Origin of the sequence: Bradyrhizobium sp. CCBAU 11430, from assembly GCF_028128855.1 — a bacterium.
Classification (GTDB): domain Bacteria; phylum Pseudomonadota; class Alphaproteobacteria; order Rhizobiales; family Xanthobacteraceae; genus Bradyrhizobium; species Bradyrhizobium ottawaense.
The window spans coordinates 46606-73083 of sequence record NZ_LBJV01000068.1 but is presented as its reverse complement, the minus strand read 5'-3'; the positions used below and the strand labels follow the sequence as shown (position 1 = coordinate 73083).

Sequence of the window (26478 nt, the reverse complement as noted above, 5' to 3'; positions counted from 1 at the left end):
CGTCGCTGGTTGGAGGATCTAGGACGCCGATGACTGTCCATTTCGGAGATCGTACAACTTGACGTTACGGGCGGTTCAACCCTCTCCGAAGATTTTCTCACGTAAATTTTCCCGACGTGCTCTCATTTGGCTGCGACAAGCTGACGTAAGCAGCAGAGGGCAGAGGATTCATAGCGCGGTTTTCGGCGAGCGGCCGTACGACAGAGCACGTTGTCCTGATTTGGTAGGAGTGCGCCGAGCCGAGTCCGGATGAGTGGCAGGTTCATCTTTTAAATTGATCGGTAGATCGGCAGCATCCATTGTTCGCTACACACGCCGCTCGTTGCGAGACATCTCACCGGGCGATCGTCCGGCGGTGAAGGTACGGTGATTTACGGCGGTTAAAACGCCTGAGCCGGCGAGCCACGCATCACCAGCAATCGGGGTGCGCAAGTACCTCGCCCATGAGGCACTCTGGTTCGACGATAGTCACTTCCGAGCCGTTCTGCTCGCTTTTGATTCCTCCGCAGGCCCGCTCGTTGATGTGAACTCGCGTTCTACGCGGTCTACAGTGCGGTCGAGCACGTCGATGGCTGACCAGAGCGGCTCATCGAGAGATCATTCTTTGTCGCTTGGCCAGCGATGAGCTCCCTTTCCCTTTCGGCCGCGTCAATGGCCGCCTTCATGGCAAGGAACGATGGAAGGCGGACTGGATCATGACGCGAACACGCAACGGAGCGCCGTAGCACAGGATGGCTAATGTTCGCGGCAGCGTTGCCTCGACATGCGAAGGTGCTGGGCGGAGGCCGACGGTGTTCGCCTACGAACGGCGGCCACAATGAAGCAAGCTTGCCGGACGTTACCATAGGCCACGACAGGATGGATCGCGACCGATTGCTCGCTTCAGATTGGTCCATACCTGGAGTAGGCCCAGGCTGGCCGGATAGCCACCCCGGAAAACCGCGGCCCGCGCTTCGTACTGTGTGGGGAAGTAAAGCCGGCCGAGTCCGCGGCCCCGGCGCGGCTTTAAAGGCAGATCGGCGTGTTCTTGGCCGCACGCGCAGCAAGAAGCGCCAAGCCCCCCTTCAACCTAGTGGAAGTAGGACTTCCTCTCTGGCCTTTCTCGCCCCATGGTAGATTCTGATCTGCAGCATGGGACGGCCTCTCTTGAGCTCCACGCTCCTGACCATGCTCCATCTTTGCTCGCGTACTCGGTTTTGAACTGACCATCCACTTCGAGCACATATCCGGAAGCTGGCAGTACACGAGTGGGTGCGACCAGTCTGTTCCTCTCGAGCGAAAAGTTTGACCGCAGGCCCCGCCTGAGCCAGATCGCCTGAGCCGCGCCGGCAGGATATTACGCGAATTGATGACGTGACGCGAGCACATCTAGCCATCAAGAATTGAGCGCGCTATCAAGACATCCACTACCGCTTTCGCTGACTGCTCTAGGTTCTGCTCCATGGTCCTGAGATGAATATCCGGTGTTTCTGGTGCTTCGTAGCACGCGTCGAGGCCGGTGAAGTTCTTGATGTTGCCTGATTTCGCCTTTGAGTACAGCCCTTTCGGGTCTCGCCGTGCGCATTCCTCGATCGGCGTATCGACAAATACTTCTATGAACTCTTCGTTGCCAACCAGGATGCGCACCCTGTCCCGTTCCGCTCTCGTGGGCGAGATCAACGAGCAGATCACGATCAAGCCGCTGTCCACCATCAACTTGGCAACTTCACCGACACGCCGAATGTTCTCCCCGCGGTCCGCCTCCGAGAAGCCCAGATCGGCGCTTAATCCGTGTCGGAGGTTGTCGCCATCCAGCAGCATTGTATGCCGCGACATCGCAAACAGCTTTTGATCAACCAGATTCGCAATCGCCGACTTTCCCGCGCCAGACAGGCCGGTGAACCAAATGACGCAAGGCTTCTGATTCTTGAGTGCGGCACGCTCCTTCCTATCTACGGATAGGGCTTGCCTAGAAATATTGGCGGTCTGCCGTAGCGGAACGGCAATCATGCCTGCCCCCGCCGTACGATTGGTGTAACGATCGATGAAGATGAATGATCCGGTCTTCCGATTGACGTCATAAGCATCGAATACTGCGGGCATTGTGGTCACAACATTACAGAAGGCGATCTCGTTCAACGAAACCATCCCGGCGGCCAGATGCTCACAAGTGTTGACGTCGATCCGATGCTGAATTTCAGTAATGCTGCCGGAAATCGTCTGCGATCCGATCCGCAGGATGTAATTGCGTCCGGGAGTGAGCGGCTCCTCGTCCATCCAAATCACATAAGCAGCGAATTGGTCGGCGACCTTTGGTTGATCGTCCGGTCGGGACAGAATGTCGCCACGGCCGATATCAATTTCGTCTTCCAGTGTAATGGTCACCGCATCCCCGGCTTTGGCGCCGACAAGGTCGCCACCGTGGGTCACGATCCGCTTGACGCGCGTGGTCCGTCCCGACCTGGCGACAATGATCTCATCCCCCGCCGAGATCGTCCCGGAAGCCACCGTCCCGGCATAGCCCCGAAACTCAGGATTTGGCCGGTTCACCCATTGTACCGGAAAGCGGAAAGCCTGGCTTGCGGTGCCGGACTGGATGTCAATGCTCTCCAAATATTCAAGCAGGCAGGGACCACGATACCAGTTGGCACGCGCGGAGCGGTCTACGACGTTATCGCCGTAGCGGGCCGAGATCGGGATGGGAACGATCGAGGTGAAGCCGAGACCGGCGGCAAAGGCCATATAGTCGCGCGCGATCCGATCGAAGCACTCCTTGTCGTATGCGACAAGATCGATCTTGTTCACTGCCAGCACGATATGACGAATACCGAGCAGCGCACAGATAAAGGAGTGGCGGCGCGTCTGAACCATCACGCCTTTGCGGGCATCGATCAGGATAATGGCGAGCTGAGCCTGCGAGGCGCCGGTAGCCATATTGCGGGTATACTGCTCATGGCCGGGAGTGTCGGCCACCATGAAGGAGCGCCGCGGCGTAGTGAAGAAACGGTAGGCAACATCGATCGTAATGCCCTGCTCCCGTTCGGCCTCGAGGCCGTCCACAAGCAGCGCGAAGTCGATGTTATCCCCGGTGCTACCGTACTTGATGCTGTCGCGTTCCAGCGCCGTGATCTGATCGTGGTAGATCATCTTGCTGTCGTGCAGTAATCGGCCGATCAGCGTCGATTTGCCATCGTCCACCGAGCCACATGTGATGAATCGCAGCTGATCCCTCGTCCGGACCGGAACCGGCTCCGTTGTCTGCTTTGTAAACATCAAAAGTAGCCTTCTCGCTTCTTCTTCTCCATTGAAGCGGCTTCATCGGTGTCAATTAGGCGCCCCTGGCGCTCAGACATGGTCGCGGTCTGCATTTCTGCGACGATACCTTCGATCGTGGTCGCATCGGATTCGATAGCCCCGCTCAAGGGATAACATCCAAGGGTGCGAAAGCGGATCATCCGCATTTCCGGCGTCTCATCGCAGTTAAGCTGCAATCGCTCGTCGTCAACCATGATCATCGCACCATTTCGATGCACTGTCGGTCTTCGTTTTGCGAAGTAGAGCGGAACGACCGGAATTTTCTCGATCATGATGTATTCCCACACATCGAGCTCGGTCCAGTTTGACATCGCAAACACGCGCATAGTTTCGCCCTGGCGAATCCGTGTGTTGAACAGGCTCCAGAGCTCCGGCCGTTGGTTACGGGGGTCCCATACATGTCCAGCCGAACGGAAGGAGAGTATCCGTTCTTTTGCGCGACTCCTTTCCTCATCGCGCCGGGCTCCGCCAAAGGCGGCATCGAATCCGTGGAGGTCGAGCGCCTGTTTCAGCGCGTCCGTTTTCATGACCTGGGTATGGAGGGCGGAGCCGGAATCGATCGGATTGATCCCACGCGCGCTGCCGTCCTTGTTGACATGGACAATCAGGTCGAGACCGAGCCGCCTGGCTGTCGCGTCTCGGAAGCTGATCATCTCGCGGAACTTCCAGGTCGTATCGACGTGAAGCAGTGGGAAAGGTAGTTTTGCCGGATAGAACGCCTTGATCGCAAGGTGTAGCAAAACGCTTGAATCTTTTCCGATCGAGTAAAGCATGACGGGCCTTTTGAACTCGGCGACCACATCACGCATGATTTCAATCGATTCAGCTTCGAGACGGTGCAGATGTTTTGGCAGCATATATCTTGTTTTCGGTGCAGGATCTCTGTTCTTCGCCGCTCTATGGCTCCAGCCCAGAGCGGGGAATATCCGTGGCAGAAATGGCCGGCCAAGGCGCATGGCTCGTCAATGAGGCCAAGCCCCGTTCGACAGCACACTTCGACGCGGCAGCATATCGCATTCTGCCGCTCGCACTGCCGGCGCGTGCGGCACACCTGATCGGGAGATCAGCGTGCCGGTTAAGGATCTTGGCTAAATCAACCAGCGTTGCTCGACCACAAGCATTCAGAATCCTTAGGAGCTCCCGACGATCCGCTCAAGCCGCGCGACCTCGCCTCGCAACATCTCGATAGCCACGTCCCGGTTCTCCGAAACGTTCCAATTAGTGTGGGCAGACTCTCCAGCATGAGATAAGCCGGACAGTCCTCCCGCCTTGGCACTTCGAAAATCCCACCATGTTCGGAATATCCGACGATAAAGTTCGGTTACTTCCCGTCCCCTGTCCAGAACTCCGGCTTTCTGGGCATGCAGCAGTTCCTGCTCATATCCAAGTTCTACGAAAAGCTCGGCACCGACCAGATCGGTCACGGTTTGCATCTCTTCGACGCTCAATTGAGATTGCCACGATTTGACAGAGCTTTCGTCGATGGTGTTTCGTTCCAGGATTTTTCGGTCTCCAAAGCTGCTGGACTGAAGATAATCTGCTCGTCCCATGCTCACCGATGCCACGCCTCCTGGATCACAGCCGAGCGCTGTCAGTAGACGCTGGATTTCCTCGTCCGGGTGCGCCACGAGCAGTTCGTATTGCACCAAATGAGTCTGCGGGCGAATACGTTGCGCGGCGAGCCTAGGAAGACCCAAAACCAAATCGGCCAGCGAAGATATTATGCCATCGGGCAGTCGAAGCATGAGGTCAGCGAGACTGGATACGCTGACCGGCTGCGCGCTTTCTGCCCGCAGTGGGATGCCCCACGTCGATTTCAGTGAAGCGGCGATCGCGTAAGGATTGCGCATCAGAAGGATGTGTAGCGCTTCCGGATAGACGGATTCAACAAATTCAAGTGTCGTCCAATAGCGTGGTGTCTTATCTATGATGATGCGCTTGCCCGCTTTTGCCAGATATTGATCGTATGCTGCATCTGCAAAAGCGCGGCTGACGATCGTGCGATCTATCCGTCCCAAGAATTCGGAGGTGGCGGCCTCAATTAGAGAGCTGCCGGCCGGATGACGCCGATCCACCTTGCCAATTGCTTCAAGCGCCAGCATTAACCAGGGTTCAGGCGGAGCCGCAATGTCTGGATGGAGCTGCAGCAAATGTGCAAGGAGTGTGGTCCCGGATCGTGGAAGACCAAGGAGAAAACACACCTCAGGTGAACGACCAACAAGTCCGCTCATCATTCAGACACTCGTGCTTGGCAAGCGCCATCTGTCAACGCTAGCTCGATTGGGCGAAACAAAGCCGGCCGCCGGATCACATGAGGGCAACCGCTTGCGTACAAGGAGTCGAAAGGACAAGAATTTTGTCTGCCACTCATGGCTTGAGACCCATTCAGTCCGATCAGGCGGGATCACAGAACGATAACTGAAATCGCTTCCCCGATTGCTCGATCGATAAAACGAAATCAAGCAACAGCTCAAGTGCACGAAGATTGACCGCGAATATGGCAAGGTTGAAAAGAACTATACGGACGTTTGCCAAGACCGCGCGCGGCACATGGAAGGTTGCTACGTATAGAAGATGGGTGCGCCGGGGCATTGAAGAGGTAACTGCGACATGCACCTTGCTGAGGCTCGGCAGACACAAACAATTTCGGCATATGAGCGGAGCGCTGCAAAGAAGCAGGCCATATCGCGGACATCACAGCAGAACTCTTCTCAGCGCGGGAGCGATCCAGACGCTACCTCCAGTGAGCGCCGCCGTTGGTCGGTCAACAGACTGGATCGCCCTTCATGTGAGAGATCCATGACGGCGCCATCAGCAAGGCAATGTCTTCACTGCCGATCGGTCACACCCGTTGAGACCACGTCTAAGATAGTCCGTCAATAATGAGAGATGCTGGAGCTCCCACCGCGACAGTGAAACACCATCCAAACACTCTCTCAGCGCGGATCCGTAAAGCTAAATTTCCGACAAAATTTCTATGGGTACTGAGGGCGGCCCAGCGAGCCGCCCTATCGCGCCAGTACCAGCGCTGCTCAAAACTACCGCTGATGTCCGAGTCCGATTCCAAGATGCAAGGCCTTCTGGCGGAGCGCACCGACGCTGCGTTTGGTCATCTTTGCTATTTTTATGACCGGGGTTCGGGCCTTCGAATGGACTTTGAGCTCCTTGATATCTGCCCTCGTCCATTCGCGCCGCGTAACGCGTTTCTTGGTTGCTTTCTTCACGATGAATGCTCCTTTTGAGAGGAGCGGCTTGTAGCATAGTTTTCACGGCACGACGACCGCAAAAAGCAGACGATATATAAGAGTGGCGTCAGGTATAACTTGGTCATGCGTTCCAAACGCGAGACGTCTGGGCTAGTACAGCTGTGGAACTGCAAACCTCATATACACCTCGCCTCGCCCTCAGAGAACGTTCCCATCGACGCCCTTCTATTTGCGGCGAAGCAACCGACACGCGCTAGAATGAGTAAGCCAACGCGAGATCAGTTTAGCCGACCGTCTCGACCACGCTGATGTGCATGAGGAGGCCAGAAGCCTCATCCCTCAGGTTTGAATCACAATATCCCTAGCCGCGTTGAACGACTTCCTAATACCAATTGCAACGCCACTGTTTCAAGATGTGACTTCGAGATCTAGTTGAGTACATCACGATCAGCAAGGGGTTGAGCGGCTGGCGGTCGCCCCGGTAGCGGTTTACGTGGGCTCAATCGCCTGCCGTGGGGCGCTTTCTGCCCGCGTTCCTTCCCAGCTGCGAAGTCAAAGGCGCAGTTGCTCAGCTTTCGGCTGTTGCGCGATCTCTCGCTCAACCTACGCCTGCATAGTTCACTGATCTAAGTGTTCGAGCCTCTCAAGATATTCCCTTCCCTCCTCGGCGAGGATCCCGCATCCGGCCTCCCGCATCAGCTTTGGCCGAAAATGCCGAGTTGGGGCGCGTGGCCTGCGATGCGCTTCATATGAGCCGGCCACTCCGGGCCGCTGCTATACAAGTAGCCAATGCTGCTTAACGACTTCGATACTCGACCGGCCCGTGCGGCTAGCCGGTAGGTATCTTCAGTATAGACGTGAAAACTCACGCGCACGCCATTGACCCAAGAAAAAGCCTCATAACACCTATTTTGAGGTAAGCTCCAGAGGCGCGCCCCGCTTTCAAAAGAAAAGCTTGCTCGCTAAGCCCAATACGCGATGCCCCCCTGGTCTGGTCGCTTTAAGCAACTTTTTCGACGCATCGGCCACATCCTGCCCGAAGCTTCCGAAGAACGGTTCAGCATAAGATAGCGGCGTCGACTAGGAGTGTGAGGAGATCTCAACCGCCTTGGACCAGTACGAGATCAAACGACGTCGGTGGTAACCACGCTGTTGTACATCTTGACGAATGACGTCGCTCACGGAACGAACCGCCCGCCTCTTTCTCTTCCAATTGCCGTCCAATCCCGGCGGGATCCCAAAGCCTGTCGGGACGACCAAAAGATCGTGTCTTCGGTTCAAATAGATATCGAACATGTGGTATCTCTTGTCGCGCGAGCGTAGATCGGCCGTTCATCGGTCTGGTGACATTGAAGCAACAGTCTCCCTTAAAGTCACTGGACGATCAAATGACATTCGAAAGCTCCATCCTGATACGTCAAGACCATCACGGGCACGATGGTGCAAGATCTGAGCGTGTTCACGTCCCAACTTTCCGCTGAGAGGCGCACTCGACGAGCGTCGACCTGAAACGTGCGAGAGTACATCTAATTTTACTTAGCTACTTTGCGGCTCTGCGGCTCTGCGGCTCTGCGGCTCTGCGGCGCTTACGCTACAGTTTTTGGTTCTGGCAACTAGTTGATGCAGCATAACTTTGACAAGTTCTAACGAGCACACCTTCGCCAGCTATCAGGCTCCCAAAGCAATGGCTTTACGAGCCGCCGCCTCCGGTACTAGTCGAAGTAATCCTTGGACCCGTCTTCGCGGACCGCATCGACAGTAAAGCAATCCCCCCGGCAAAGATCCACCTATGGCGCTGCCGAGCCGGGATGACCGGAAAGCGATTGTGTTCAAGGATCCTGGCCAGTTCGGGGCCGGCGTCTTTGACTAAAACGAACGTCAGGAGGGACCGAAAGGACGTTGATATCTATGTAGAGGCCGGACAACAGCAGGTCGTCATCGTCGCAAGCTGGGGAATTAGTTTTGAATGGTTCGGGCGCGACTATCACTTGCGCATTGCTTCTGGCAAATAGTCGGTCATCGCTCGAGACCGCACCAACAGAAGGCTCATCGGTCGATGCACGATCACGTTAAGCTCCCGCAACGTGTCCACAATTGCTTCGACGTGCTCATTCAGTTCGTCGACATAGCGGTCCTCGATCCCGTGGCGGACCGGTGCGCGAGCTCAGGCACCTGCTGCCGCCGACGAGAGAACGCGGATAATACCAGTCCGAGCGAAGCTCAAGATTGTTATAAAGGAATAAGTCGCAAGAGAGTTCGCGATCATGAGCCGCATGATTGGTGGCCGTACCCACCACAACTTCCTTCAATCTCGACCACTCGTCGTACGAATCTAAAGTCACGCTTACCCGTATCGGCCGTGCGTTCAGGTTTCATAGCCGAGTCCGATCAAGACGCGAGCGTAGGCACAGTCTCATAGGCACGCTCGCCGAATACGTTATCGCGGGCAAGCAAGCCGTCCATGCTAATGGCGATGCCATGACTGGCGAGCACGCCGGTGAACGTCGCGGCCGTGAATAGCCTTGGTCGGTGCTTAAGATGTCGCGCTTCCGTGGAAAACTCAGGAAGTGCGAAACCCTTGCTTACTCAGGCGTCCTTGCGGGATGCTCGAAAGGCTGATGTGGACGGATTAGCTAAGGCAGGTGGGGTTCGAAGCTCCAATACATCGGCGAATATTGTCCAATCGCGGACACTCTTTTGCTTGCAAAATTCAGTCTCCGCCTGCTGAGCAGCAGCACTCAGGGAGACGGCATCGACCTTGAATGCTGCCTGGCACGCACGATGCTCGCCGCCGGTATCGTCACAAACGGTCTTAATAAACCGAACATTAAATGAAGGCATGCCCCTCGCTTCCCGTGGTTCGCTTATCGACTATTCTGCCATTCGCATCGCGAGTATTTGATCTGCCTCAAGTAGCCCCCCAAGAGGTCTGTCCGCCCATCCAAAGATCGATCAGATGTAACGGCACGGCACGAGCCGCTTGCGCGCAGATTTCTTATATACGCCGGCGAGGGACTATGCGCGCAGGCGATCGTGCGGCAATCAGGCCAGGAACCCGTCTTCCATCCGACGGTCCACTAGCCGCCCCCACGGTAAGCCGATCATAAGGATTGTCGCAGCCCACGTTTCGATGAGCCCAGGTCCAGGACTCCAGTGCCGAGACCTAAAGGTGGGATCAGCCCCGACAAGGCTACCGACGATGAAGGCGAACAATCGTTTGACCATCCGTGTGCACGGAGCAATGAGGAACAATGCTGCCGTAGCCCATGGAGCGTGAGTTGCGCCTCAAATCAACACGCTGGCGTGCTGCAGAGAGTGCGATGGATTCGCGCATGCCCGAGTTCGGACATGTGCACTGCCACGCGGGGATTTGCGGCACGTGCGGCCGCTCGAGGTCAACCACTCCCGGACGAACGAGGCTTTTGACCCGCATCAATGCTACGACGGCTGTGTCCTGATAGAGGTGATCTTCTAGTAAGGTCAGACGCATGGCAGAAAGAACGACTTGAGCCCATGATGCTCTCATGTCCAAGCACCAGCCATCACTTTTTAGGACTCCTTTCGGGCGCAGCCGAGCCGCGGGTTGATGACCTACACATGATAAGTTGCGCCGCTTGCGATGACGTCTACTTTATCGACCTGCGGACAGGCCCGATTATGGGCTCCGAGCAACGCTACGTCCCTCCTATTGGTGTCAACCGAATCCAGCGTCTTCGCGCTCTCGCTGGAGCACGTGCTACGCGCGCGAGAGCGCGGCTGAAGTCGCCCGCACTCCACGGGATGACGCCGCAGAACACGGAGTATCTCACCAACAAGGGACGTGACATGATAGAAAACCGGGCCATTTACCCCGCCACAAGCCAGATTGCTGGAGCTGCAGACCAGTTTAGTTCGTGCAGAACAGTTACAAATAGCGACAGCCGAGGCCTTGAGCTGCCCCAGATCCATTCGGCGGAAGCTCAGGCCTTGTTTGCCGGCGAAAATCCAAATATTCGCGAGCGGACAGTGTTCCGGACCAACGATGCCACCGACTGCCCTCTGCCGCGGCTCACGCCATCAAGACCGCGCGCCGTCCGGTCGAATCGCGCAGAGCCTGCTCGCGCGAACGCCAAGCGATGTTCGTAATGTTCACAAGGTTGTCTGAATTTGTCAGCTCGCAGCGATGAACTTTGTTCAGGATCAAATGGCGATTTGATCTGGGAGCGGCTCGAAATCATGCCGCCCTTCGATCAGGATCTGGAGATTGCCGTGATCGAGGGGAATTCAATTCACCGGGTGGTCTTTCCCTGCCGCCGGGCGTTCGGCGGATGGATCAACGCGAATACCGGAGAGCACGTCGCCGTGCAGCCAACGCATTGGCGTATCTGGCTCGGATAGCGGCGGCGATCCTGCACAATAGATTGGTGTGAGTTGAAGCAGGAACTGGCTTCGGCGTCCTCTCGTCGGACACTATGTGGGGTTCATCGAATGAGAGCGCCTGACGGGGAAACATGTCCGAGCGGACCGATGAGAAGCCCCTTGCGGTTACGTCCGGCATCACCCCTCTCATTGTTGTCGCAACCGTTCCCACTCTTCTTATGAGAGACACCACGGTGTAGATTTCGTCTCTCAGACCAAACGATCGCTTAGCACGGCATAAGGAGCTACGATAAACGTATCGATATGAGTCCATATTCTCGGCCAATGTTCTCGCCTTGGTGAACCGTCGGCTATTATCTTTCGGCCAAGTACCGCGAGCCGTCAGCGTCGTTTCTCCGGATGCACATCCGTTCCAACCATCAACTGGGGCCAAGCACTTTTTGTTGGCCCCAAGTCTTGCCGCGAGATTAAGGAGGGCGGTATTGACCACAAGCGAGTAGCTTGGTCGAGAACAGACCGAGCGCCGGATCAATGATTTTGCGGAGACGATGCAGCGCGCAGTTCGCGGGCGGCAGCGACCATGTTGGTAATCGCAGGCCGCACCTCCTCCCATTTGCGCGTTTTTAAGCCGCAGTCCGGATTGACCCAGAGCTGTGATTCTTGCAAACGCGTCCGAGCCAGCACCATCAGCTCCTTCATTTCGCTCACCTCGGGAACGCGTGGAGAGTGGATGTCGTACACGCCAGGTCCGATTTGATTTGGGTATTCGTACTTCCTGAATGCGCCCAGTAGTTCCATTTTCGATCGCGACGTCTCGATCGAAATGACATCCGCATCCATTGCAGCGATCGCACCGATGATGTCGTTGAACTCGGAGTAGCACATATGTGTATGGATTTGCGTCTGATCGGTAACGCCTGATGAGCAGATGCGGAAGCACTCTCCGGCCCAATCGAGATAGGCCTTCCACTCCGATCGGCGCAAGGGCAATCCTTCGCGAAGTGCAGCTTCGTCGATCTGTATCATGCCCGCACCGGCATTCTCGAGGTCGCGCACTTCGTCGCGGATCGCAAGCGCAAGCTGACGGCAGACCTCGCTCCTAGGAATATCATCGCGAACAAACGACCAGTTCAGGATCGTCACCGGTCCGGTCAACATCGCCTTCATTGGCTTGCTAGTTAGTGATTGCGCGTAACGCCACCAGTCCACAGTGATCGGCTTCGACCGCACTACATCGCCAAACAGGATCGGGGGCCGGACGCAGCGCGAACCATAAGACTGTACCCATCCCTTCCTGGTAAATAGGAAGCCGGCGAGTTGCTCGCCAAAGTACTGCACCATGTCATTGCGCTCAAATTCGCCGTGCACGAGGACGTCAAGACCGATGTCCTCCTGCCAACGTACGGCGCGGGCTATCTCCTCCTTGATGAACCTATCGTATTGCTCGTCGCTCAGCGCGCCTCGCGCATGCGCCGCCCGAGCATTTCTGACTTCTGTGGTCTGAGGAAACGATCCGATCGTCGTGGTGGGAAAAGCTGGTAGTCCAAAGCGTGCCCTTTGGATCTCGGAACGACGTGCAAACGGACTTGCGCGCCGGCGCATCGTCTGGTCGATTGCGCTCATCCGGGCAGCGACATTGGCATCATGGATCTTCGGCGAAGTCCGCCGGGCAGTCGCAGCGCATTCCGAATCGGCAAGAGCGAGCCCGACATTTTGGTCGCCAGCGAGTGCTCGCGCCAGGATCGCAAGCTCACGCATCTTCTGAACAGAGAAAGCAAGCCAGCTCTTGACGTCGGACGTGAGCCCGGTCTCGAGTTCAACATCGACCGGCACATGAAGCAGCGAGCAGGATGGAGCGAGCTGTACACGGTGCTTGCCGAGCTTCGCAATCGCGGGCTCCAACCGCCGACGGAGCGACGACAGATTCGATCGCCACACATTCCGGCCGTCGATGACACCGAGCGACGTTACGAGATCTCTTCGACCGACAGCAATGATCTGATCCAACAACTCTGGCGCTCGAACCAGGTCAACGTGCAGACCCGAGACTGGGAGGCTCAAGGCGGTATCCAAATTGTCGCCTAGGTCGCCGAAATAGCTGGCAACCATGATCTTGATAGCCGGTCCCTCTTTTGCGAACCGCTTATAAGCATGTAGCAGTGATTTTCGTACCGCTTCGTCCAGATCAAGGACCAGGCAGGGCTCGTCAAACTGAACCCAACTTGCCCCTCGTTCGGCCAATTCATGCAGAACCTCAATATAGATCGGTATCAAATCATCTAGTAGGGATAGGGGCTGGAACGCGCCATCGGCACTCTTGCCGAGTTTTAGGAATGTGACGGGCCCGATCAGGACAGGGCGGGTCTGAAAGCCGAGAGCCTTTGCTTCCTCATACTCTTCGATGGGTTTGCGAGAGCAAAGTCTGAACGCCTGTCCCTTGTAAAACTCGGGAACCATGTAGTGGTAGTTGGTATCAAACCACTTAGTCATTTCCTGCGCGGGTGCGCCAGACCCCCGCTGGCGGAGACCGCAACTCGTATCCTGGTCGTCGCATTGTGATCCGCGAGCCATGGCGAAGTACGTCTTGAGGGAAACGTAGTCTCCTTTCGAGGCGTAGATCTCCGGGATAGCACCAACCATGACACTTGTATCGAGCACCTGATCATACAGCGAGAAGTCATTCGACGGAATGATCGTGACGCCGAGAGATTTCTGACGAGCCCAGTTAGCTGCGCGCAGCCCGGATGCGTCCTCGAGCAATTGCTGTTCGCTGATCTTTCCCGCCCAGTAGCTTTCGAGAGCGAGTTTGAGCTCACGCCTTGGACCGATGCGTGGCGTCCCGAGCGTAGCAACCGGAAGAGAGAGAAGAGACATAGTGTTAACCCCTGTTGGGGACAAAGGCCATGGCGGACGCAGGCAGAGGAAGTCGCGCATGCGACGGCTGCTTGGCGCACCACCGAGACACCCCGCCCGTGGACCAATACATCGTCGGGGCAGGTCTCCTGGCTTGCTGGTCATCGCTGCTGTCCGGCCTTCCCGAAGCCGTGCTGGCTTCAGTGACATCGTTGGACAGTAGCTCGCCGCTCACAGTTGCGGGGGCAGCGCCGGCATTTGCACCGGCTTCCCTCTTAGCTCCGGATCAAGTGGGATTCGGAGAACCTCGACGACTTGGATTATCGACAGGAGGACTCTTCCGTCAACCTCTCAGATCATGTGCCAAGCTAATCTGCGACATCTAGGCGAATAACCGTGCCTTTCTATGAGCAGCGCAATCTAGCAACATACGGGACGAGCAGGTTGACTTGCGTGCTAACCAGACTTCAAAGTTCATCGATTAAGTCGGCTTCGTGTCGCCAGCCATCATGTAGGCCGCACGCCGACGCCAACGATCGCGTACCAGACGGTTCAATGACGGCAAACGCACTTGAAAGGATCCACAAACTGCGGCCGATACACTGAATGGAAACATCGAAGCGTGCGCAGGTTGGAAAGTCGACAAGAGGGACATAAAACCCGTGCAACTCTCCGCCCTCTCCCTGGCACAAAGAATGCAAGCCGCTCGACATACCCAGTCTCTCTTGCTCGGTATGTCCAGCTCAGCCAATTGAAGCTGTCGCGGGCTAGGGAAGTTAGCGGCGCGTGACATAGAGGGGAGCGGCTGCCCGCGCGGGATAGCCACGGGTGCCCCGTCGCCTCTCCGTAAACTTCTTGCGCCCGCTCATAGCAGCTTCAAGGTTGCCAGCTTTGAAAGATGTACGGATGAAACGCGATAGGCCGAGGGTTATGAAGAGAATGTCGGGAAGACCCGCGCTATGGCTTGCCCTGGGCGGACTTCTAATGTGCCTAGCCTGGCCGGCTGCCATGAGCAACACCATTGGCGCCAGCGACAACCCACTTGTCGAAAGACTCAAGTCAACGTGGCGAGCGCAAGATGGTGAGACGATAGAACAAATCATCTCCAATGTCTCGAAGGTGGCACAGTTCGTCCCTCAGATGTGGGGGGTCGTTGAACTTGGCGAAAACGACTATGTTTTCGTTTCGTGGACCAGGCACCGAGACAACAAATCAGACGAACAGTACGCTATCACCTGGAAAGTCGCGCTCGACGGTACGATTGAGCTTGCGTCAACCTATGCGAAGCCGATGGAATTGGGCTGGCGTGCCCTAGCGCTCTCGTTGATCGCCAAAGAAGTCGCAGATGGTGAAAGGGACGCAAACTTTAGCTTTCTGCATGATCCAAGTAACTTCAACTTTGTGACTACGCCGCAAGGCCGGCTCGGCGATCTTCTGCGGCAGGGCCGATGCACTATCATTGAACCTGTTGGGGTAGACTACTTACCCAAGCAGAATGACAAGCCGAACGAGAAAGGCGATCTATGGCGCATTCTGCTCTTGGTGAATTGCGATATCCAAGGACCACGTTATTTTACACACAACGGGGTCATCACTTTCGAGAAGAGCGAAGGCCAAGATTGGGAGCCACAATCCTCTTTTGCCAAGCGCATCGCGAAATTTCCTCCGGGCTCCTGGTTTCAACGGACCGAGCCAAAGGAAGAGGAAGACTTAGGGGACCGAAGGCCTTAGTAGACGGCCGCGCAGAGCAACATCGCACCGCAGCTGCCGTACGGTCGAAAGCCTCGTACCAACTGCAAGACATACCCGCTCCGCAGTTGCGTTGCTTACGGCTCCGCAATAGTCCGGCTGCCCTTCTCGCAGCAGTTCGGCCTGCCCTACGAAAGGTCAAGCAGCATGATACTTTTCCGCCAGGTGTCGAGCTCAGCGGCGCGTACTAGGACGCGGACTCATTAAGGCGCATCCATAGCCTGATTGACGCGAGTTGAACGAATGCGAGGTAGTTGGCAGCGAGCCTGTCGTAGCGCGTCGCCACCCGACGACATTGTTTGATCCTATTGAAGAACCGCTCGACCTGCTTGCGAGCACGATAGAGATAGGGGCTGAAGCAGATCGGATCGCTGCGATTGCTTTTCGGCGGGATGTTCGCCCACGCACCCTTCTTCCTGGCAAGCTCCCTGATCCAGTCCGCGTCATAGCCACGATCGGCAAGCAGCATTGACCCGGATTTCAGACGAGACAGCAGTTTTCCGGCGAGTCGAACGTCATGGGCCTCACCGGGGCTCAGCGCCAACCGTACTGGCAGACCATTGCCATCGACCACCGCATGGATTTTGCTCGTCAAGCCGCCGCGGGACCTTCCCATTGATTGGCGCTGGTCCTTGTGATGCAGGCTCCATGCTGATGCACGCGGACAATGGAGGTGTCGATCATCTGGACAGCGGCATCATGGGCAGTGGAAAGCGCTTCTATGATGCAGCCCCAAACACCGGCCCGCCGCCACCTGACGAAGCAATTGTAGCAAGTGGTGTATGGGCCAAACGCCGTCGGCAGATCACGCCAGGGTGCTCCTGATCGGAGGATCCAGAAGATGCCATTCAGGACCCGTCTGTCGTTCACTCGAGGAACACCACGCGGCTTGTTCGGCAGCATCGGCTTGATGGTGGCCCATTCATGGTCGGCGAGTTCGTAGCGCATGATTCGAGCCCTCGGTGAGTTTGAATCACGGCAGTCCGGCCAAATGCAACGCTTTTGGCCCGCTCCTGGTGCGGCGCTTACGGACAGGAGCGGACATCAACCAGCCCTCCATCTCTGCCAAATGCGTCGAAAATGACCCTAAGCGGGCGTTGTAAGTCCCCTTACCTCGCATCAGGGACACGCGGCTGGCCGTCACAACCGTTTTTTAACCCCGCCCACGAAATGGTACGAACTTAGCTTATGATGGTGCTTTGACGCTGCTGGACTGTTAGGCGGATCGTATCACCGCACGACCCGTGGCATCTACCGGTGATGCGAGCCCGGTTGCTCCCGCCCTAAACTGGCGAGGGGCCATGTGCGACAAGTGCGACCAGATCGATGCCCGAATTCAAAAGCTCCGCATCCTCATCTCTCCGGGCCTGGAATCTTTTAGTCGCGTAATGATCGAAGCCGCCATCGAGGCGTTGCACGCAGAAAGGCAGGCATTCCAGTGCGAGGGCAGTTCGTCTTCATCCAACGGGTAACCTTTCGGCTGCGCGGGCCCTCGTTGAGAGCATTCGAGCGTTCGAAGGCTAACGGCGCTCGGGTCAAATCTCCAAGTGCCCCTCAGCGGATCCGCGGCGGTGTCCGCCGGTCTGTCCGCTTGCCCCCTGCGGAGGTTCCGGTTCGCTCGGCGAATGCGATGCCCCCGAGGGAGTGGAGGCGGCCTAACTCAAGTTATTGAAGTGCGATCGAACAGGCTGATGATCAGCACAATGGACGAACTCCTAAAACGCGCTGCTCTAGCTATCGCAGACAGCCAAGCGCTTCAGCACCATTGGCGCCTTCTGTTCGAAGAGCAGAGGTTTGAGCGAGTGCAACTCCGACGCTCAGTTCTCGAAAGTGCTCAGGCGAGGGTCGAGAGCAAGGCGATGCGCGAAAATGGGCAACCCTAATTGCTGTGAAATGAGATCAATCCATGGTAGTCGTCCTCTATCACCGGCTGAGGCCCTGCCCGTAGGCGCTGGTGGCTGAGAGACAAGCGAGCTCCCGCCTGCTGGATCAGGAGGAGCCGATGTCGAAATCATCGGACGACAAGCGCTTTGCCGACAGCCGCTTTCCGCATACGGGGATTGACGCGCGGATGGTCGCTTGGTCTCGTGAGTTGTTGGCTCACTCCGAAGCTCTGCTGCGAAGGCCAGCCCCAACGGTCTTTCTTGGAGGCGGCCCCTACAAACCATGGCCAAAAGCAGAAGACGAGTAGAAAATGAAGTAGGCCATTCGCTGCTCTGAAGGCTAGTGAATGTTGCCTATTGGCCCAACCCGGTCCTGCAGCACCGTTCGCCGACTCGTCAGCTCGTGACCATTGGCAGACGTGCTCACCTGACCTCAGGTTCTGGAGACGAGCGGACGCGAATGGGGCAGAGAGGTTCCTTCGCGGGAACGCCACAATCGCACGGCGTCTCCATGGTTGGGGTAAAGGTCCGTTTCAGCTAGGATTGAGCGTAAGGGGCATCTCAGAAAGAGGTTCGATAAATGACGACTGTGCAACCGAACTCCCGCACGCCAAGAGCTCTGATGGCCGGGGCACAGGATGCGTGGCATCGATCGTTCGAGCATTCGCCTGTACCCGCCCTTCTACTTACGCCGGATCTGAAGATTGTTGATGCCAACGACGCCTACCTCATCGGCGTCTCGCGCTCGCGGGATACGCTTGCCGGTTTAGATATGTTCGACGCCTTCCCTGACAATCCGCACCTGGCACTTGCCAACGGGGTTGCCAATCTGGCCGAGTCGTTTGGCAAGGTCCTTCAGGAAATGCGCGGTCAGGTGATGCCCTTGCAAAGATATGACATCCAGCCCGAAGGTCGACCTTGGCAGGTTCGCTATTGGCACCCTAAGAACTGGCCGGTTCTCGATGGTGATGGCGGGATCGTGGCGGTGGTCCATCATGTCACCGACGCAACGACCTCTGTTCTGGCCCGAAAGGCTGAGAGAGCGGGTCGGCCTCCTTCGGCGTCAGAGGCGCTCTTGCGCTCTGCTGACAAGGCCATTTATGGGGCGCGCGAGGTTGTCAAGGAAACCCAGGAGAAGATCTTGGCATCTCGCGCTTTGATCGAGGAGAGTGTGGAGGTCGTGCGACAAACCACCAAGGCACTCAAGCACAATTCCCCGCCAGATGCATTCCTAGGGCGAAAGACTTTTGAACCCTTTCCCGAGGAGCCTAGAGATTAGGTTGGCTGGTTAGTGGTCCGCCGTCATCTAAAACGCGTGCCTGCTGTTGGCCCACCGCGACATATTGCGCTGCCGCACGAAGTCGGTCGCTATAGGGGCAAAGCAGACATTCCTTTAATCGCATCACGCCGCCGGGTTTATGGGTACAGAGCCTAGTTTGCGACTGGTTTGCCCGCCTGCACTCCACCCAGTGAGAGCAACCAGGTTGCGGGGGACTAGCTCTCCTGCATTCTTCGCTAGAGCGCTTGGGGATGCGTCGACCCGAGCCGATGAGGCGTGCGCTTCGCACATCGCGTAGCTGCGTGACATACGCAGGAGCGTGAGCGTAGCGACGCCCGGCACTAGGGACCGACGCTGAAACGAAACGGGCTAGGAAGTTACACTGGTAGCAAGCCCGGCCCACCCGCTGAGCGCCTACTCACCGCAGGGCGGAAGCTCCGGAGATGTACGCTAGAATGTCGAGCGCCAAACTGACTCGACCTAGATTTCCTCGCGCTCATTCGTCTGCACGTCATAGACCCGGATCGTAAGCTTGGGAAACCGCTTCTTTAATTCTGCTCCACCTGCCGTGGCACCGTCTTTGGTTGCGAATTCGGCTCTGAGTTGGCCATCTACTTCAAGCGCGTAAGATGAGACTGTTACTTCCCGAACGACTGCCACCATGTCATTCCCATTATGTAGTGAGGTACTTAAGAATGATGTGTAGCTTGAGTCGGCTAAACCGCACCAGAGCTATTCGCCACGAGTGCGCGATGGGCAATCGCGTATCGTGGACTGACCCCTCACACTGAATTGCATCAGGATGGCGCTCGCGATTGTCCGAACACGTGGGCAGCTTGCGCACGCCCGGAGCGCACACGGCAAAGCGCGGCTCCATATCGCAACCGTTCCAAGTCCTGGAGCAAACGGCCGCTGATGCCGGCGTTCCTGGGTAGGCCACTCGAGATCGCGGGGAACCGTCACGACCGAAGAGCGGCCGCCCGTAGCGCCGCCGAGTCATAAACAATTCAGTTCTTGTAAAAGCGTATGGGCGGTAGCAGCAACGACCTACGGTGCAGCGCGGAGGACCAAATGCCACAATGCGATTGATAGCAACGATCATCTGGCTCGGTGTAAGAAGGCGTCGGATTTCCGCGCTTTGCTCAAACAAGAAAGCTTGATTTACACAGCGAGCATCGAGGCTGAACTCCGCCACGTAATTGTCTACACGGACAGAGCGAGCCAGACCAGATCATTTTGCAGATCTTTGTCGTGACAATACATTGGGGCGAACTCATCGTGCTCGTCGGCACGGTCTAGTTTGCCGATAGGAGTCGTAAGTAACAATAGCAAGGTTGCTCGTCCACCCCCAACGCCGCCGCGAGCGCCGACGCTTCATTAGTCGCTCACTTTTTGCAAAGGGGGCGCACAGCGTTTCGAGGCTCCGGGTTTGTCCAGCGCCGCGAGTACGGCGCAAAGCCGACGAGACTCTCCTCCCAGGTTCAGAGGGTCACAGTACGCTCCCAGTGAGACGCCGATGCTCGAGTGATACCGCCGCACGCACCAGAAGAAATCTCTTGATCCTTACGCAGCGTCAGGTCGTAGGTTTGAACTCACGCCAAGCTCTCATAAAGCACACATCGAAATACGCCGGCTGGACGGACCTCTGCCATCGAGCAGTCGGATCGCACCGTATCGTGCGTGAACATGGATCAGGAGCGAAAGGTTATTGTCGGGATGACGCACCGCGGAATCATGTTCGCATTGTTCGTTCTCATCACATCTCCGGTCTACGCCGCGACACTCAGCGGTGTTCCGCGCATCCTCGACGCCAATACGATCGAGATCGAAAGAACGAACGTTCGGCTCCTAGGCATCGAAGCTCCTGAGACGGATCACATTTGTCTCGACGCACAAGGCCGGAAATGGGCCTGCGGCCTAGCTGCTCGCGACGAGCTTATCAAGCATTCGAATGGGCGCACGTGGGTTTGTCATACCCAAAGAGTCGATGAGTATCGGCGAGCCCTCGGTAGCTGCTTCATCGAAGGCGAGGATGTGAACGTCTGGATGGTACGTGCGGGCTGGGCACTCTCCGCCGGTGCATCTCACCATACCTACGCTGTCTACGAGTTGGTGGCGAGCACAGCTAACACGGGGCTGTGGTCGGGGGCGTTCATCGCCCCCTGGGACTGGCCTCACCGCAATAGGGGCACGATCGTCGTTGGCGCGACCTTGGTCCCGATCGACGCTCAGGAAGTCCTGCTTGGATCGCTCCTGCTGGCGGAACCACCGTCGTCCGAGTGCCTGATAAAAGGGACTCTCGAGCGCAACGGCGAGCGGACTTATCGCGTGCCAGGGCAGCGCGGTTACGAACAAATCGACATGACGAAGAAGGGCGGCGAACGCTGGCTCTGCAGCGAAGCGGAAGCCGAAGCGACTGGGTGGCGTAAAGCCGTGCCATGAGGCGACACATGCAAGCAGCCCATTCTCATCACATGTACCATTTAACCAAGAACGCGCGCTCGCGCCGGTCACTGTTGCTGTTCGCTGCTTCGACAGTTTTCCTGCGGTTCGGCGATAAGATCGTCGACGCGAAGGAAGCAAAGGGCCTGCCCAAACCAAACAACCTGCTCTCGCCAAATGCTGCCCTGGATCGGCTGCTGAAGGGGAACGATCGCTATATCCAGGGCGCATCGCGAATCGACGATTTCAGGCGCGAGCGGCCAGTCTTGGTTGAGGGACAAAATCCATATGCAGCGGTTCTGAGCTGCGCCGACTCTCGCGTGGTCCCCGAACTTATCTTCGACAGCGGACTAGGTGATCTGTTTGTCTGCCGCGTCGCCGGCAACTTCGCTAACGAGGATACGCTCGCCAGTATGGAATACGCGGTTGCCATACTCAACACGCCGCTGATCCTCGTCCTTGGCCACGATCATTGCGGTGCGATAAAGGCTACGATCAAGTCGCTCTATGAAGATAAGCGGCCGCCGGGGCACATTTCGTCCCTGGTCACTGCACTTTCTCCTGCAGTGAAAGCATCTGGCGACCAAGCCGGCGACGCGTTCGCCCAAGCAACCCGACAAAATGTGGTCGATAACGTCAACAAAATCAAATCTACGGGGCCAATTCTGAACGCTGCAGTCGAGCAGAACCGACTGAAGGTCATCGGGGGGCTGTATCGGATCGACACCGGCAAGGTCGATATTGTGAGCTGATGCTAGCGCCTTCACGCTCCCGGCAATCGTACGCCGCCTGATACATCGGTTCAGTTCCGCGCGATATTATTGGTCCAACGTCCACCACAAATACGCCCGGACACTATCCGCTCCACAATTGTCATCGCTTCAGGAATCATTAGATATGCGTGGCCTCATAATTCTTCTCGTGTTTTACGCACTCATGTTGGCAACGCGGGGCCAGCAACAAGATACGCACATAGCGCGTCCAACAGCATTCATGGTTCCTGATTGAGCCGACAACCCAGTGGAGGTGGTTCAGGCAGCAGATCGCCATGCGAAGCATTGCAGGGTCTGAACTCCAGAGCACGCGACGATCCCGGGAGCTTCTCAGCTTCGACCGGAGCAAGGCATTCAGGGTCCTGCCTCGATAACCGAGCTCAGCCTGGGCTGAGGATCACATAGAACAACCAGCAGGACTGCCCGGCCCGGGGCTTTTGCAGCAGCATGCTACCCGCATCAGTACCGGAGAGCCTCCTGCATCGGCCGTTTGTGAGACCGCGACCATCGGAAAACCAGCCGCTCATCAATCATTCGTTAGATCGTCTCGTTCGCCGTCCTCCATGAGGAGATCGAAGAACCTCGAAGTTTACAAAGTGCGTCACCTGTACCCGGACGCTCCTAGGTTCTAAGCCGCGGCGAGACTTAGCGAATGTTTCGAGTTCCATCTGCACAGGTGACTTCGGTGCGCCAGCACCCTCGTTTCAAGCGCGCGCACCGCGTCTACAGGCCGAACTAATCTGGCAACCGCCCTTCCGGAATCAGGATCTTCAACCGCGGAGTCGCTTAGCTGGAACAGAGCACTAGCTTCGAAACGTGTCGCGCCTGGTCTGTCGCAACGTTCGTGATGTACGCATAGTTGTCGCACGAATTTGGCAAGCTCGGCCAAGGCCGCAAGCATAGATAGGAGGCGCCACCGGCCGCAAGAGAGAGTCGGTCAGTCAAGAATGTGCACGAACTTGCGTTCGGTATGCCAGAACGTGGACAGACTCGTCTGTTGCTGGCAACCCAAAACCTGTTCGAAACGGCTCGTCTTCGCTTGCATGAGCGGGACACTCTTGCGGTCACCTCGAACCGGAGTTCGATCGTGCAATTACCGCGTCTGGAGCCGCCGTGAGTTTCATGAACACCTGCGTACTTGAGCCGCTTCTAAGCAAGCGCTTACCAGCAGTCGCACGATCAGCACATTTGGGCTGTTGGTAGCGTCAGGAGACCGAAGCCGGACTTAGGCTTAAGCAGGAAGGTTGAACCCCCTTGGTGGCGGTCGCGGTCCGCCTCTGGGGTTTTCTTCGCCGCTTGTTGAGTTAAGGACATCTTGTGCCTGAAAGCAAACACGGAGACACGAGCATTGCGCTGGCACGGCACGGCGGAGTGATCTCGCGCGATTCAGACAAAGCCCGTAGCCAAGCTTGATGGCACGTCAATTGCTGGGAAGACGGGCAAGAGGCCGCAGGCTTGGGCGCTCTCACAAGCACAACTCAGGAATTCCAAACGTGGTTCGATCCGGCCTGTCCCAAGTGTGACCACACGTTCATGTTGAAAGACATGCACCCATGCCCCCATCGACCGCCGGAGATTCAGTGCGGCAAACGCGGATCGATGCCGCCGCAGCCTATCGGCTGCTTTGCCGGCCACTCAAGTTTGGGAAGCTACCGTGTCCACTCCCATGGACTCGATATCAACTGAGACAGCTTTGAGAACGCCGTCCAGCGGGGGCCAAATCACCTGGCCTCGCCATGCGGGGCCCAAATGAATGACACGCGGCGATGACCGGCTCAAGACACGGAGGATGATCTATGAATGCTCGACCAGAAAAGGGGACTTCCAGAACCCACGCCGCGCCTGCGACCTGGGCTAATCTGTCGCCGCTACTCGTCGAGATCCGTGCGCGTCGCAACGAGTTTAGCCGCACGCAGAAGATTCCAAAAGAAATCATCGACGGATTCAGACGCGTCGGCGTCTATCGGGCTATGACTGCCAAGCGATTCGGCGGTGAGGAGCGAACGCCAGCCGATTTTTGTCGGCTGGTGGAGCGCATTTCCGAGGCCGACGGCTCCGCCGGTTGGGTCGCCAGCTTCGGGGATGGAGCTCGCTACCTCGCTGCTCTTCCGGACGACACGCTTCGCAAAGTGTACGCCAATGGACCTGACGTGGTGTTGGCGGGTGCGCTTTTCCCACTCCAACCCGCTAAGCGATGCGCCGAGGGACTTATCGTGAACGGCGTGTGGCCATTCGCTAGCGGCTCACCAGAGGCGGATTTGATAGGAGTTGGTATCACGTTGGAAGACGATCCGAGCGGTGACCTTCCGCGTGTAGCGGTGATGCCAGCCGAGAAGGTGACAATTCGGCCGAATTGGGACGTCATCGGACTGCAAGGCACCGGAAGCCACGATGTCGTCGTCAACGACGTCATTGTGCCAGAGGAATGGACCTTGATCCGCGGCGGTCCGCCGACACTTGATGGGCCGATCTATCGTTATCCAGCCGTCGCCTTCGCTGCGCAGGCGCATGCTATTGTTGGCATCGGGATTGCGCGTTCCGCAATAGACGAGGTGATCGCCATGGCCGAAACTCGTGCCTCGATCACTGGAGCGCCCGTGTTGGCTGAGCGCGGCTATGTCCAGCTTGAAATCGCCAAAGCCGAAGCGTTGCTACGTTCCGCTCGTTCTTTCTTTTACGACGCCACCGAGGAGCTGTGGAAGGAAGCGCTCAAGGGTGAGGTAACTCTTGGCACCACGACGCTAATGCGGCTCGCGGCAACGAACGCCGCGCGGCAGGGCGCTGAGGTCTGCAGGGTTGCCAGCGGTCTGGCTGGAACGGAGGCGCTCTATAGCACCAGCAATCTGGCACGGGCCATGTGCGATAGCTTCGTGGTTGCCCAGCACGCAGCTTTAAACGAGGGAACGCTCCAGAGCGCTGGCCGTGCCCTTCTGGGAAGTGTAATACAGCCGGGCTTTCCATAAAGTGGGGCACGCAAGGGCTGGCCACACGCCACGCCAACGGATTACCGCAGTTGCGTGGTGAGTGGGTCCGCCGATAAGGACGTGGCCCCTTGTTTCGATGTGAACAAAGACACCGCTGTGCAAAGGGTCCCGCTACACATCCTGCACTACCATCGTTGTCCGAATATACGAGCCCTCGTAAGCCTCTTAGCCCCTGCCCCCATCATTGACGTTGCCGAGCAGGATACACCTGAACTTCTGCGAAACGGCTCGCGGTTCAACTCACGAACTCTCCAAATCACGCGCTAGCGGGATTCTCGCACCGGTTGCCTACGCGCTTTGCCCGGCCGGCTATCTTGCGGATCCATGGCGGCAGCAATACAGCCAGCCCTATACGGTCAGGATGGAGTGATATCGGCAAGCCGGACGTGGTTCTGGCTGCGTCGTTGAAGCCGCGTGATCAGATTCGGCGTGATCGGCATTAGATCCTGGCGAGTGTCGGTGGAGCGGATCCGACGCTGCGGCGCCAAGAGCGCGGAAGCGCAGCGCTGCTACGGTTCGATCGTAACGGTAGCCCCACGCCCCTGCCTTCCTCAGGGCCGCGTGGAGCCCACGACCGCCGTGGCGCTGGCCGCTCCCAATGGATCGGCCGACATGCACGCTAGCCCGGGGATCCGCTAGGCGCGCGAATTTTTGAGCAATACATCACCTTCCACTGCGCGCGGATAGTGAGCCGCCACTTCAAAAGATGGCAATAAGTCAAGAATGGCTTGCAAGGGCAACTGCCCTTCGTAGAGCTCGCGGTCACTATACTCGGTGTAGATGAAACGTGTGTTGCTCAAGGTCCGCATACCGCCGGCGATAACGTCGGCTTCGGCTCCCTGAACGTCCATCCAGATAAAATCGACTCCGTCCAGCTTGGCTTCGCTGCACCAGTCGTCCAGTCGCCGTGTTTCAACCGAGACAGGATGATCAAACCGAACCCAATCGTACTCGGTAAGATGGTTCTTTGGACGGCGTATTGAACCGGATAGGTCCCACTCCTTCGCATCGCCATCTGCATTGCTGGGGTGGAAGTCGATCCTTCCGTTTCGATCACTGATGGCTATTTCAAACAGCTTCACCCTATTGAGGGATGAGCCGAGCTTCTTCTTGAAGCGCGCGATCGCTCGGGGGTCCGGCTCAAAGCAGTAGAGCTGGGGCTGCGGGCACAGTTCGAGGAATTTTTGCGTATCAGTCCCGTCATTGCAGCCGATATCCAGGATGACTGGATTCGGCTTCTGAAGAAGTGAGATGATGTGCTGATGTACTTCTACGGACGACACAGCGGCTTTTCCATGGTGCGCGGAGATGTTTCCACATCACACGCCAGAAGCCGCGGCACAACGTATATCAAGGTATAAGATTCATTTGTCAGTCAGTCCTCTTGATCCACGACAACTGTTTGGATTTCATCGACATGAAATGGAGAGGCTATCCCTGGCGATGCAAGTCTCGAACCTATCGTCGGAAAGCGCGGCCTCATTGCGCCAGATGGTCTTATTGGCTCTTTCGAGTTGCCGAAAGATCGCCTTCGTTTGAGCGTCACCTGTCGGATATGGAAGACAATTGCACCGAATGTGCTCTGCCAAGTGATGGCCGCCATCTCAGATTCGCTGCCAGTAGCTCGCGAGGGTCTTTCCCTCGGCAGCGGGCGCG

Annotated in this window: 14 protein-coding genes, 1 pseudogene and 1 riboswitch; of the genes and pseudogenes, 6 read left to right on the top strand and 9 right to left on the bottom strand. The window is 57.1% G+C overall.

Features of this window, described 5'->3' with window-relative positions; all coding sequences use genetic code 11:
- Nucleotides 1-1368: 1368 nt before the first annotated feature.
- The 6 genes and pseudogenes from cysN to XI04_RS27455 all read right to left on the bottom strand — a co-directional run bounded on the left by cysN (nucleotide 1369) and on the right by XI04_RS27455 (nucleotide 9341).
- Nucleotides 1369-3252, bottom strand: coding sequence for a sulfate adenylyltransferase subunit CysN (gene cysN / locus XI04_RS27480; RefSeq protein WP_271623830.1), 1884 nt, complete (start codon nucleotides 3250-3252; stop codon nucleotides 1369-1371).
- Nucleotides 3252-4250, bottom strand: coding sequence for a sulfate adenylyltransferase subunit CysD (cysD, locus tag XI04_RS27475; RefSeq protein WP_442868185.1), 999 nt, complete (start codon nucleotides 4248-4250; stop codon nucleotides 3252-3254). The genes cysN and cysD overlap by 1 nt, the downstream gene beginning before the upstream one ends.
- A gap of 174 nt (nucleotides 4251-4424) precedes the next feature.
- Nucleotides 4425-5528, bottom strand: a complete 1104-nt coding sequence (locus tag XI04_RS27470; protein WP_271595802.1) for a sulfotransferase family protein — start codon at nucleotides 5526-5528, stop codon at nucleotides 4425-4427.
- Between the two features lie 804 nt (nucleotides 5529-6332).
- On the bottom strand, nucleotides 6333-6518 hold the full coding sequence (locus XI04_RS27465; protein ID WP_172789405.1) for a hypothetical protein: 186 nt from the start codon (nucleotides 6516-6518) through the stop codon (nucleotides 6333-6335).
- 2388 nt (nucleotides 6519-8906) lie between these two features.
- Nucleotides 8907-9049, bottom strand: a pseudogene (locus XI04_RS27460) (IS3 family transposase); the annotation flags it as partial.
- Between the two features lie 37 nt (nucleotides 9050-9086).
- On the bottom strand, nucleotides 9087-9341 hold the full coding sequence (locus XI04_RS27455) for a hypothetical protein (RefSeq protein WP_271595803.1): 255 nt from the start codon (nucleotides 9339-9341) through the stop codon (nucleotides 9087-9089).
- A 1374-nt stretch (nucleotides 9342-10715) separates the two neighbouring features.
- On the opposite strand from XI04_RS27455, the gene XI04_RS27450 reads away from it, so the two are divergent.
- The gene (locus tag XI04_RS27450; RefSeq protein ID WP_246709090.1) at nucleotides 10716-10877 is read left to right on the top strand and encodes a hypothetical protein; all 162 of its coding nucleotides are present in this window, start codon (nucleotides 10716-10718) and stop codon (nucleotides 10875-10877) included.
- 510 nt (nucleotides 10878-11387) lie between these two features.
- Here the strand turns inward: XI04_RS27450 and metE are convergent.
- Complete coding sequence (metE, locus tag XI04_RS27445; protein WP_271595991.1) at nucleotides 11388-13733, bottom strand: 5-methyltetrahydropteroyltriglutamate--homocysteine S-methyltransferase; 2346 nt, start codon at nucleotides 13731-13733, stop codon at nucleotides 11388-11390.
- A 101-nt stretch (nucleotides 13734-13834) separates the two neighbouring features.
- A riboswitch (cobalamin riboswitch) is annotated at nucleotides 13835-14037 on the bottom strand.
- A 683-nt stretch (nucleotides 14038-14720) separates the two neighbouring features.
- Here metE and XI04_RS27440 point away from each other — a divergent pair.
- Nucleotides 14721-15443 (top strand): nodulate formation efficiency C protein, encoded by a 723-nt coding sequence (locus XI04_RS27440; RefSeq protein ID WP_271595804.1) that lies wholly within the window; start codon nucleotides 14721-14723, stop codon nucleotides 15441-15443.
- Nucleotides 15444-15648: 205 nt separating this feature from the next.
- Here XI04_RS27440 and XI04_RS27435 read toward each other — a convergent pair.
- Nucleotides 15649-16409 (bottom strand): IS5 family transposase gene (locus XI04_RS27435; RefSeq protein ID WP_271595805.1). Its coding sequence is split into 2 segments (ribosomal slippage): nucleotides 15649-16100 and nucleotides 16100-16409, totalling 762 coding nucleotides; the frame shifts between segments, so codons are not numbered across the junction.
- 1557 nt (nucleotides 16410-17966) lie between these two features.
- Between XI04_RS27435 and XI04_RS27430 the strand changes: the two genes are divergently transcribed.
- From XI04_RS27430 to XI04_RS27415, 4 genes are all read left to right on the top strand, one after another.
- A complete protein-coding gene (locus XI04_RS27430; protein WP_271595806.1) occupies nucleotides 17967-18623 on the top strand; it encodes a PAS domain-containing protein in 657 nt (218 codons plus the stop codon).
- 1755 nt (nucleotides 18624-20378) lie between these two features.
- The gene (locus XI04_RS27425; protein ID WP_442868195.1) at nucleotides 20379-21065 is read left to right on the top strand and encodes a thermonuclease family protein; all 687 of its coding nucleotides are present in this window, start codon (nucleotides 20379-20381) and stop codon (nucleotides 21063-21065) included.
- 8 nt (nucleotides 21066-21073) lie between these two features.
- Nucleotides 21074-21817 (top strand): carbonic anhydrase, encoded by a 744-nt coding sequence (locus XI04_RS27420; RefSeq protein WP_271595808.1) that lies wholly within the window; start codon nucleotides 21074-21076, stop codon nucleotides 21815-21817.
- A gap of 1817 nt (nucleotides 21818-23634) precedes the next feature.
- Nucleotides 23635-24801: an acyl-CoA dehydrogenase family protein gene (locus XI04_RS27415; protein ID WP_271595809.1), complete on the top strand. Its 1167-nt coding sequence runs from the start codon at nucleotides 23635-23637 to the stop codon at nucleotides 24799-24801.
- A gap of 656 nt (nucleotides 24802-25457) precedes the next feature.
- Here XI04_RS27415 and XI04_RS27410 read toward each other — a convergent pair.
- On the bottom strand, nucleotides 25458-26105 hold the full coding sequence (locus XI04_RS27410; RefSeq protein ID WP_271595810.1) for an FkbM family methyltransferase: 648 nt from the start codon (nucleotides 26103-26105) through the stop codon (nucleotides 25458-25460).
- Between the last annotated feature and the right edge of the window lie 373 nt (nucleotides 26106-26478).